Genomic DNA, 10,587 nt, shown 5'->3' with positions numbered 1-10,587 from the left:
ACCATATCTCCCCACACGGTTCCGCACGCGAAAACGCCGCCCCCAAGGGGCGGCGTGCGCGTTCGAGGACGAGCGTCTCTCCCCGGGACGGTAGCGGATCTCGTCCTGTACCGGCCCGCCCGCGCCTGTGCCCGCCTCTACCAGTAGTTGTAAGGGCGGCTGGCTCTCGCCTACCTGACAGTCGTTCGCCGTTCGATCACGTCAGCGACAGCAGGAACTCCTCAAGATTGTGCCTCTCCTCATAGCTCAGGGCCAGCGGCGCGATCGGCGGGTCTTGTCCGGAGTGCGGACACCCTCCCCCTTCGTAGAAGACGATCACCTCCCTTCGAAACAGCAAGCCACCGTCATGCATATACGGCGAGGTCAGCGCGACGTACCGGAGGGACGGCGTGCGGAATCGCCAGGTGATCGACTGGCGCCTGCCCGCGGTCGGGTTCGCGCGCGCCGTCGACCTAGGGAACGCATATGAGCGGCCTTCCTCGTACATCACGCCGGTAGCCCGCGATGTTGGCCATTGACGATAGCGTGTCCATCTTCTGCGCCCGGCTGATGCGAGGCACCCATGTCCATGTCCATGGCGATGGCGATGGCGTTCACGCTGCGGACGCGTGCCGCCTCAACCCGCTCGGGTTCTGGCCGGGGTGGTGACCTCGACCCGTGACGTCGAAGACCGGCTTTGACGCGCCTCCTCGCGCTAGTAGCCTAACCATTGTCGTGAAACGGGCTCTCAAAAACCGCCCATTCCACCCCACGAAATGACAGACACATTGAGCTCAGAACGGGTAATGCTGCCCCGGGTCCTCGATCGTCACCCAGCGGGTGATGGTGAACTCGGCGATCGCCTCGGTGCCGCCGAAACGGCCGTAGCCCGAGGCCTTCATCCCGCCGAACGGCATCTGCGGCTCGTCCGCGACCGTCGGGCCGTTGATGTGGCAGATCCCCGTCTCGAGCCGTTCGGCCACCCGCATCGCCCGCATCACGTCGCGCGAGAACACCGCCGAGGACAGCCCGTATTCCGTGTCGTTGGCGATCCGCACCGCGTCGTCGTCGTCCTTCGCGCGGATCACCGGCTTGACCGGGCCGAAGCTTTCCTCGCCGTAAAGCCGCATCTCGGGCGTCACGCCCTCGATCAGCGTCGCCTCGACCACCGCGCCGTCGCGGCCGCCGCCGGCGAGCTTGCGGCCGCCCTCGGCGAGCGCATCCTCGATCAGCGCCTCCATCTTCTCGGCCGACTCGGGCGAGACGAGGCTGCCCAGCACCACCTCGCCGGTCGGATCGCCGGCGGGCAGCGCCTTGGCGCGCGCGGCGAGCTTCTCGGTGAAGGCATCGGCGATGCTGTCGGCGACGATGATGCGCTCGGTCGACATGCAGATCTGGCCCTGGTTCATGAAGGCGCCAAAGATCGCGGCGTTCACCGCCCCGTCCAGATCGGCGTCGTCCAGCACGATCAGCGGCGCCTTGCCGCCGAGTTCGAGCAGCACCGGGATCAGCCGCTCGGCCGCCAGCCGGGCGATGATCCGCCCCACCTTGGTCGAGCCGGTGAAGTTGACGTGCCGCACGGCAGGTTCGGCGATCAGCGTCTCGACGATCTCGGCGGCGTCCGCGGGGTCGTTGGTGATGACGTTGACCACCCCCGGCGGGAAGCCCGCCTCGACGAAGACCTCGCCGATCAGCCGGTGGGTCGCAGGGCATTGCTCGGACGCCTTCAGCACCACGGTGTTGCCGCAGGCGAGCGGCATCGCCACCGCCCGCGTCCCGAGGATCACCGGCGCGTTCCACGGCGCGATCCCCAGGCAGACGCCGTGCGGGCGCAGCATGGCCATGCTCGTGGTCCCCGGCTTGTTGGCCGGGATGATCCGGCCCGCGACCATCGTGACCATCGCCGCGGCCTCGCGCAGGCCGTCGGCGGCGACCTTGGCGTTGAAGCCGCCCCAGTTCGCCGTGGCCCCGGTCTCGGCGGTCATCAGCGCGATGAACTCGTCGCGCTTGGCGTCCATGATCTCGGCCGCCTTGTTCAGAAGCGCCCGCCGCTCGCCCGGCGGGGTCGCGGCCCAGCCGGGGAAGGCCGCGGCGGCAGCGGCGACCGCGGCGCGGGCGTCCTCGGGCGAGGCGGCGGCCGCGGTGGTCGCCACGCTGCCGTCGAAGGGGTTCTTGCGGTCGTAGCTGCGCCCGCCCTCGGCCGGGCGGGTCGTATCACCGATGAGAAGATCGAGGGTCATGCGCTGTCCTTTCGCGGTCGTCTCGAGAGACGATGATGGCCCAACGTCCCGACACCCCGATCCGTGCCCGGAAACCGGCCCGAGCCTTCGCGCCGGGCCGGTCCGAGGGGCGCTAGCGCAGCAGCGCCAGCGACAGCCACGGCACCGCGACGATCAGCGCCAGCCGAATTATGTCGGACGCCCAGAACACGTAGACCCCCCGGAAGATCGTCTTGAGCGGCACGTCCGGCAGGACCGAGCGCAGCACGAACACGTTCATCCCGATCGGCGGGGTGATCAGGCTGATCTCGGTCACCACGACGACGATGATCCCGAACCAGATCAGCACCGCGTCGGGGTCCACGAGGATTTCGAGGCCGAAGTCGAGCCCCGAGATCACCGGATAGAACACCGGCACCGTCAGCAGGATCATCGACAGGCTTTCCAGAAAGCAGCCGAGGATCATGTAGATCACCACGATCACCAGCATCACCATCCACGGCGAGAGGCCGAGATGCTCGACCAGGTCCGACAGCGTGTCGGGCAGCCCGGCGAAGGTGACGAAGTTGCCGAAGATCTCGGCCCCGATGATGATCGCGAAGATCATGGCCGAGGCGGTGGCGCTGTCCACCAGCGCCGTCCAGAGGGTCGCGCGCGACAGGCCGCCCGTCAGGGCGGCGATGACCAGCGACGCAGCGGCGCCCATGCCGGCGGCCTCGATCGGGGTGAAGAAGCCGCCGTAGATCCCGATCATGATGAAGGCGAAGAGCGCCAGCACCGCCACGACGCTGACCAGGTCGCGGCGGGTCAGCGGGTGCGGCTCGCCGACCTCGGGGGCGAGCGACGGGTTCAGCCGCACCGCGACCATCACCGCCGCCAGATAGCCGAGGATGCCGACGATCCCCGGGATGATCCCGGCGAGGAACAGCTTGCCGATGTCGGCCTCGGTCAGGAGCCCGAAGATGATCATCACCACCGAGGGCGGGATCAGGATGCCCAGCGTCCCGCCCGCCGCGATGGCGCCGGTGGACAGGCTGTCGGCGTAGCCGAAGCGGCGCATCGAGGGCATGGCGACCTTGGACATGGTGGCCGCCGTGGCCAGCGACGAGCCGCAGACCGCCGAGAAGCCGCCGCAGGACAGCACGGTCGCCATCGCCAGCCCGCCCCGCATCCGCCCGAAGATGCGGTCGGCCGCCGCGAACAGCCCCTGCGCGATCCCCGAACCGGCCAGCACGTTGCCCATGAAGATGAACAGCGGCACCACCGACAGCGAATAGTTCAGCCCCGTCTCGAACACGGCGTTGCCGACCATGGCGCCCGCCGGCTCCCACCCGCGCATGAGGGCGAAGCCGACGCCGCCCACGATGGCCATGGCGAAGGCGATCGGCACCCGGACGAACACCATCGCAAGCAGGATGGCGAGGGCGATAAGCGAGATGGTCATTCCGGGGTCCTCAGGGCCATGACGACGGCAGAGACGGCGCAGCTTGCCGCGCCGAGGAAGGCCAGCGGCGCCATCGGCAGCGCCAATGAGGCGCTGCGCGTGCCCTCGGCCAGCTGCGCCATGCCGATGCGCGCGAGCCGCCAGGCGAAATAGGCAAGCGCGACGGCCGAGACGATGCCGGCAAGGCGCGCCATCCCGCGCTGCACCGGCGGCGGGAAGAGGTGCAGCGCGAGGTCCACCTCGACGTGGCCGCCATCGGTCGAGGTCAGCGGCAGCGCCGCAAAGACCAGCGCCGCGAGCAGCATCTGGGTCAGCTCATAGGCGCCGCCGAAGGGGCGGTTCATGAGGTAGCGCCCGAAGACGTCGATGCAGGTGACGGCGATCAGCGCGAGGATCAGCGCCCCCGCCGCCGCGGCGAGGGCCCGGTAGGGGCGCGAGTCCCGGTGCGGCACCCGCCCGGGGATGTGGTCGGGCACGTCCGCGGGCTGGTTCAGCGCCGCGGGGCCGTGACCGCCGTGCGACCAGTGGTCGTCGGGCGTGACGCCGGGGGGCGCCGTCCGCCCCCCCCGGCTTTCAGGGCCGCCGCTCATTGCTGGGCGACACCGGTCATCTGCCGGAACTCGGCCAGCGCGGCGGCGCCGTCGCGGCCCTGCGGCAGGCTCGCGGCCCATTTCGCCTCAAGCTCGGTCGCCGCCTTGCGCAGCGCGTCCACGACCGCGGCGGGGGCCTCGTAGAAGTCCACCTTGTCGCCCACCACCTCGCGCGCGGCGGTATCGGCGTCGTTCCAGGCCTTGCCGACGCGGTCCGCGAAGGCCATCCCCGAGATGCCGTCGATGGCCTTGCGGTCCTCTTCCGACAGCGCGTTCCACTTGGCCTCGTGCATCACGAGGAACCAGGTGGTGTTGTAGATGCCGCCCGGCACGGTCATCGAGTACTTGATGTGGTCAGTCAGGTTGAACGCGGTCATCGCCTCATAGGTGAAGGCCACCCCGTCGATCACCCCGCGCGACAGCTTCTCGTAGACCTCGGGCGACGACATGAAGAGCGGCGAGGCGCCGAGCGCCGACACCAGATCGCCGACATAGCCGCCCGGCACGCGGATCTTCAGCCCCGCCATGTCCTCGGGCTTCTCGATCTTGCGCTTGTTGTTGTGCAGAAGGCCCGGCCCATGCATGAAGAGCCCCAGCAGGTGGGTGCCCGCGTGCTCCTCCTCGGCGCCCAGCTTGTCGCGGTAGATGGTCCAGAACGCTTCCGAGTTCTTCACCGCGTCGTCGCCCAGGAAGCTGAACTGCCCCAGCCGCGCGCCGTTGAAGCGGTTGTCCTCGGTGAACGAGTGCAGCCCATAGGTGATGTCGGCGATGCCGTCGCGGGCCATGTCGAAATGCGCGGGCGGGCTGCCCAGCGGCTTGCCCATGATCCGCACGGTCACGCGGCCGTCGGTCACCTTGGCGACCTCGGCGGCCCACGGCTCCATCGCGTTGACCACGATCGGGTGCTTGGGCGGCAGCCACGAGGACATGATCAGCTCTTCCGCGGCCAGCGGGGTGGCGGCGAGGATCAGGGCGGCGGCGGCGTAGTTGAGGGTCTGCATCGGGTCTCCTCCCAGAGAATGTCAGGCGGTTTTGGCTGAGGCGGGCTTGAAGTTGTCGGGGTGGGCGCTGGCGATCACGCCCAAGGTGGCGCAGGCCTGCGAGACGGCGGCGATGCGGGGCAGGTGGTCGAAGCGCACCTCCCACCGGCGGGCGTTGTAGAGCTGCGGGATCAGGACGCAGTCGGCGTAGCCCGGCGCGTCGCCGTGGCAGAAGCGGCCGGTCGCGGGATGGTCGAGCAGCTTCTCGACCGCCGCCAGCCCGCGGCTGATGTTGTCGCGGTTCCAGGCGGCGCGCGCCTCGGGCGACGAGATCGCCTCGACGCGCGCGAGCACGGCGAGGTTCGACAGCGGGTGGATGTCGCAGGCGATGGCCAGCGCGATGGCCCGCACCCGTGCCCGCCCCGCCGGGTCGCGGGGCAGCAGCGGCACAGCGGCGCGGGTCTCGTCGAGATAGTCCAGCATCGCCAGCGACTGGGTCAGCATCAGCCCGTCGATGGCCAGCGCCGGGACCACCCCCTGCGGGTTCCGCGCCAGATGTTCGGGCGCCCGCTGCTCGCCCGCGACCAGATCGACCGGCACGCGGTCATAGGCGATATCCTTGAGCGCCAGCGCCAGCCGGACGCGATAGGCCGCCGACGAGCGCCAGTAGTCGTAGAGGATCGGGCGCCGGTCAGGCATGGATGCCGGTCGGCTTGACGTCCTTGCCCCGCTCTTTGGCGTGCAGCCAGTCGGCGTGCCGCGGCGCGCGCTTGGTCCGGGACCACTCCTCGAGCATCTCCCACTTCACCGCGTCGAGGCGGGCGAGCATCGCCTCTTCCTCGGGGTCGGGGCAGGCGAGTTCGATCCGGTGCCCGTTCGGGTCGAAGAAATAGATCGAGTGGAAGATGGCGTGATCCGTCACCCCCAGCACCTCGACGCCGTGGGCCTCGAGCCGCTCCTTGAAGGCCACCAGCGTCTCGCGGTCGGCGACTTTGAAGGCGATGTGCTGGACCCATTTCGGGGTGTTCGGGTCGCGCCCCATCTCGGGCTTGGTGGGCAGTTCGAAGAACGCCAGCACGTTGCCGTTCCCGGCATCGAGGAACAGGTGCATGTAGGGGTCGGGCTCGTGGGTCGAGGGCACCTCGTCCTCGGCAATGGCGAGGATGAAATCCATGTTCAGGTTCTTGACGTACCAGTCCACGGTCTCCTTCGCGTCCTTGCAGCGATAGGCGACGTGGTGGATCTGCTCGATCTTCAGCGTGGGCGCGGTCATGGCGTCTGCTCCGGTTTGAGGGCGGCGGCGGCGAGGGCCTGGCGCAGCACCTGCGGGTCACCGATGTGGTTGGCGAGGATCAGGATCAGCCGGGCGTTCAGCGCGTCCGACTGGGCTTTGGTCAGCCCCTCGTGGGCGGCGAGCAGATCGGCATAGAGGTTGTCGCCGTCCGGCAGGTTGCGCGACAGGTTGAGGGCGGGCATCTCACGCCTCCTCGGGTTGGCCGGTCGCGCGGGACAGCGCGGCGGCGACAGCGGATGGGTCGAAGGACGGCCAGCGGGCCGCGACGTGCTGGTCGGGGCGGATCAGATAGACCCCCTGCGGGGCGTCGCCGAGATAGCGCTCGGCCAGCGCGCCGGTGGCCGTGAGGTTCAGCGCCCGCGCCGGGATGCCGGCGGCCAGCACGTCCTGCGCCTCGGTGTTGAGCGCCAGCACCACGAAACCGCCGCAGCGCAGCTGGTCGAGCAGGAAGCCCTCGCCCAGCGGCGCGTCGCTGCACGGGCTGCCGGGGCGCGACCGCGCCGGCGCCTCGGGCAGCGCGTCGGGGGTGTTCAGCGCCGAGCCGTCATAGGTGCAGGGCACCGACAGCCGGCCCGAGTTCACCAGCGGTCGCGGGAAGTCGTAGTGCTCGGCGAGATCCAGCACCGCGTCGCGGAACACCCGGCTGATCTCGGACTTCGGGGTGATGAAGTCGGTCGAGCGCGACGAGTTGAGGATGTTCTCGTCCGCGCCGTGCGCCCGCTCGGCGTCATAGCTGTCCAGCAGTGACTCGGGCGCCTTGCCGTCGATCACCAGCGCCAGTTTCCAGCCGAGGTTGTCGGTGTCCTGCAGCCCGCTGTTGGCGCCGCGCGCGCCGAAGGGGCTGACCTGATGGGCCGCGTCGCCGGCAAAGATCACCCGCCCGTGCCGGAACTTCTGCATCCGGCGGCACTGGAAGGTGTAGATGCTCACCCACTCCAGCTCGAAGTTGACGTCCTCGCCCAGCATCGCCCTGAGCCGGGGGATGACGTTCTCGGGGCGCTTCTCGGCCTCGCGGTCGATGTCCCAGCCCAGTTGCAGGTCGATGCGCCACACGTCGTCGGGCTGCTTGTGCAGCAGCGCCGACTGGCCGCGATTGAAGGGCGGATCGAACCAGAACCAGCGCTCGGTCGGGAACTGGGCGTCCATCACCACGTCGGCGATCAGGAAGTTGTCCTGAAACACCCGGCCCACGAAATCGAGCCCCAGCATCCCGCGCACCGGGCTCGACGCCCCGTCGCAGGCGATGAGCCAGTCGGCCTCGAGCTGATAGGGGCCGTCCGGCGTCTCGACCGTGACCCGCACCCCGTCCTCGCGCGGGGCCACCGCCGTCACCCGGCTGCCGCCGCGCAACTCGATGGGCGCGCCCTCGGCGCGGGCCGTCTGCACGCGGTTCAGCAGGTATTCCTCGAAATAGTACTGCTGCAGGTTGATGAACGCCGGCCGCCGGTGCCCGTCCTCGGGCAACAGGTTGAAATCATAGACCTTGCGCTCGTCGAAGAAGACCTTGCCGAGGTTCCAGACGATGCCCTTGTCCACCATCGGCTGGCCGCAGCCGAGCCGGTCGAGGATTTCCAGCGGGCGCTTGGCAAAGCAGATCGCCCGGCTGCCGAAGCTGACCTTGTCGTTGTCGTCGAGGATCAGCACCTCGACGCCCTTCAGCCCCAGCTCGAGCGCCGCGGCCATGCCGATGGGGCCGGCCCCCACCACGATGACCTTGTGGTGCGCCGGCTCGGCCGCGTCTTGGTCGGCGGTGCGGGCATAGGGGTAAAGCGGTGTCTCGAAGATCTTCTGATGCTGCGTCATGGCTCCTCCCCAGGCAGCGACGCGGATGGCTCAGCCTTGCAGCGCGTCCCACATCTCGCGGTCGCGCTGGGCGGTCCAGACGCGCGGTGTGTCGATGCCGCGGGCCTCGTCATAGGCGCGCGCCACGTTGAACGGCAGGCAGTGCTCGTAGATGGCGAAGTCCTTGAACTTCGGGTCACATTCCGCGCGCACAGCGTCCCACGCCTGTTTCAGCGTGCCGCCGCGGGCGACGATCCGGCGGACCGGCCGATAGGTGGACTGGACGAAGTCGCGGGTGCTTTCGATCGCCGCCGTCACCGCGTCGCGGCCCACCAGCGCGTCGCCGCGGCCCGGCGCGATCGCCTCGGGCTCGAAGCTCGCGATCATGTCGAGCGTGTCGCCCCAGTCCTCGAAATGCCCGTCGCCGCAATAGCAGGCCGAGTGCTGCTCGACGATGTCGCCGGTGAACATCACGCCGGCGTCCGGCACCCAGACCACGATGTCGCCCGCGGTGTGGGCGCGGCCAAGCTGCATCAGCTCGACCCGGCGGTTGCCGAGGTCCACCGTCATCCGTCCGTCGAAGGTGATCGTGGGCCAGGTCAACCCGGGGATCTCCTCGTGTCCCTGGAAGAGCCGCGGGAAACGCTCGAACTCGCTGTCCCAGTCCTCCTGCCCGCGCTCGGCGACCATGGCGCGGGCGGTGTCGGACATGATGATGTTCTCGGCCCCGTAGGCCGAGGCGCCCAGCACCCGGACGGCGTGGTAATGGGTCAGCGCGAGGAACCTGATCGGCTTGTCGGTGACCTCGCGCACCCGCTCGATCACCATGCGGGCGAGGCGCGGGGTGGCCTGCGCCTCGACGATCATCACCGCGTCGTCGCCGATGATGACGCCGGTGTTGGGGTCGCCCTCGGCGGTGAAGGCCCAGAGGCCGGGGCCGATCTCGGTGAAGCTGATCCGCTTTTCGGCCATGTCGCCGGCGGATGCGAATTGCTTGCTCATGGGATCACTCCTTGGCGGGCAGGATGGTGCCGGTGCAGGGCCCGAAGCCGATGCGGTAGCCGTCGCCCTGGGCATGGGCGTAAAGCCCGATCTCGTCGCCGTCCTCGATGAAGGTCCGCTCGGCGCCGTTCACCGTGACCGGGCGCTTGCCGCCCTCGGTCATTTCGAGCAGCGCGCCGGTCTGGTCGCGCGTCGGGCCCGAGATCGTCCCCGACCCCAGCAGGTCGCCGACCCGCATCGGGCAGCCGCTTTCGGTGTGATGGGCGAGCTGCTGGGCCGACGAGTAATACATCTCGCGATAGTTGGTCTCGGACATCCGCTGGCCGTTCATCGTCCAGCCCACGGTCAGGTCGTAGAACCCCGGCCGGCTTTCGCGCAGATAGGGCAGAAGCGGGTTCACCCGCGCGGCGCCCTCGGCGCGGAACGGTTCCAGCGCCGCCTGCGTCACCACCCAGGGGCTGATCGTGGTGCCGAGCGCCTTGGACTGGAACGGCCCGAGCGGCTGGTATTCCCACGCCTGCACGTCGCGCGCCGACCAGTCGTTGAGCAGGACGTAGCCGAAGATCATCGCTTCGGCGTCCTCGACCGAGACGCGCTCGCCCATGGTGCTGTCGGCGCCGACGATGGCGCCGAGTTCCAGTTCCAGGTCCAGCCGCTGGCACGGCCCCCAGACGGGGCCATCCTCGCCCTTGAGCTGGCCCATCGGGCGGCGGATCGGGGTGCCCGAGACGACCACCGAAGAGGCCCGGCCGTTGTAGCCGATGGGCATGTGCGTCCATTGCGCAGGCAGCGCGTTCTCTGGCCCGCGAAACAGGACGCCGACGTTGAAGGCGTGGTTCTTCGAGGCGTAAAAGTCGGTATATTCCGCCACCCGGATCGGCAGGTGCAGCGTGGCCTCGGCCATCGGCACCAGCGGCAGCGCCTCGGTCGCACCTTCGGAGAGCAGTTCGGTCAGCCGCGCCCGCGTCGCGGCCCACGCGTCGCGGCCGAGCGCCATGAAGTCGTTGAGCTGCGGGGCGGCGAAGGTGCCCTGCGCGTCGATCAGCCCAGCGGCCTCGGCGGCGGCGAGGTCGAGGATCTGGTCCCCGATTGCCACCCCACAGCGCGGCGCATCGCCGTTCACCGAGAACACGCCATAGGGCAGGTTCTGCAGTGGAAAGTCGCAGCCCGGGGCGTTGGCGGTCTCGATCCGGCTTTTCATTTCCGGCTCGCAGTTTGGGAAAGGAGGGCAGGATGCTGGTCCGAGAGCCCCTGCGACAGGATGGTCGTTTGTCCAGACAGGTCACGCCGCATCGCA

11 protein-coding genes are annotated in these 10,587 nt (G+C 69.3%); all 11 read right to left on the bottom strand.

The window, feature by feature from the left end:
• Positions 1-196: 196 nt before the first annotated feature.
• The 11 genes from ACFHYO_RS13665 to fahA all read right to left on the bottom strand — a co-directional run bounded on the left by ACFHYO_RS13665 (position 197) and on the right by fahA (position 10,491).
• Positions 197-490, bottom strand: a complete 294-nt coding sequence (locus ACFHYO_RS13665; RefSeq protein ID WP_394321105.1) for a hypothetical protein — start codon at positions 488-490, stop codon at positions 197-199.
• Between the two features lie 283 nt (positions 491-773).
• On the bottom strand, positions 774-2,219 hold the full coding sequence (locus tag ACFHYO_RS13660; RefSeq protein WP_394321103.1) for an aldehyde dehydrogenase: 1,446 nt from the start codon (positions 2,217-2,219) through the stop codon (positions 774-776).
• A gap of 112 nt (positions 2,220-2,331) precedes the next feature.
• Positions 2,332-3,642, bottom strand: coding sequence for a TRAP transporter large permease (locus ACFHYO_RS13655; RefSeq protein WP_394321102.1), 1,311 nt, complete (start codon positions 3,640-3,642; stop codon positions 2,332-2,334).
• A complete protein-coding gene (locus ACFHYO_RS13650) occupies positions 3,639-4,232 on the bottom strand; it encodes a TRAP transporter small permease (RefSeq protein WP_081969062.1) in 594 nt (197 codons plus the stop codon). The genes ACFHYO_RS13655 and ACFHYO_RS13650 overlap by 4 nt, the downstream gene beginning before the upstream one ends.
• Positions 4,229-5,233: a TRAP transporter substrate-binding protein gene (locus tag ACFHYO_RS13645; protein ID WP_394321101.1), complete on the bottom strand. Its 1,005-nt coding sequence runs from the start codon at positions 5,231-5,233 to the stop codon at positions 4,229-4,231. The genes ACFHYO_RS13650 and ACFHYO_RS13645 overlap by 4 nt, the downstream gene beginning before the upstream one ends.
• Positions 5,234-5,254: 21 nt before the next feature.
• Positions 5,255-5,911, bottom strand: coding sequence for a maleylacetoacetate isomerase (gene maiA / locus ACFHYO_RS13640; RefSeq protein ID WP_394321099.1), 657 nt, complete (start codon positions 5,909-5,911; stop codon positions 5,255-5,257).
• Positions 5,904-6,470 carry a VOC family protein gene (locus ACFHYO_RS13635; RefSeq protein WP_036710958.1) on the bottom strand — a complete coding sequence of 189 codons (567 nt, stop codon included), beginning with the start codon at positions 6,468-6,470 and terminating at the stop codon, positions 5,904-5,906. The genes maiA and ACFHYO_RS13635 overlap by 8 nt, the downstream gene beginning before the upstream one ends.
• Before the next feature lie 11 nt (positions 6,471-6,481).
• A complete protein-coding gene (locus ACFHYO_RS13630; protein ID WP_394321097.1) occupies positions 6,482-6,688 on the bottom strand; it encodes a DUF2783 domain-containing protein in 207 nt (68 codons plus the stop codon).
• Between the two features lies 1 nt (position 6,689).
• Positions 6,690-8,309 carry an FAD-dependent oxidoreductase gene (locus tag ACFHYO_RS13625; protein WP_394321095.1) on the bottom strand — a complete coding sequence of 540 codons (1,620 nt, stop codon included), beginning with the start codon at positions 8,307-8,309 and terminating at the stop codon, positions 6,690-6,692.
• Positions 8,310-8,339: 30 nt separating this feature from the next.
• On the bottom strand, positions 8,340-9,290 hold the full coding sequence (locus ACFHYO_RS13620; protein ID WP_394321093.1) for an MBL fold metallo-hydrolase: 951 nt from the start codon (positions 9,288-9,290) through the stop codon (positions 8,340-8,342).
• Between the two features lie 4 nt (positions 9,291-9,294).
• Positions 9,295-10,491 (bottom strand): fumarylacetoacetase, encoded by a 1,197-nt coding sequence (fahA, locus tag ACFHYO_RS13615; protein ID WP_394321092.1) that lies wholly within the window; start codon positions 10,489-10,491, stop codon positions 9,295-9,297.
• Between the last annotated feature and the right edge of the window lie 96 nt (positions 10,492-10,587).

The organism is Paracoccus panacisoli (assembly GCF_042435015.1).
Lineage (GTDB): Bacteria > Pseudomonadota > Alphaproteobacteria > Rhodobacterales > Rhodobacteraceae > Paracoccus > Paracoccus panacisoli.
Note: the sequence above shows the minus strand (reverse complement) of the source record. Positions and strands in the feature narration are given on the sequence as shown.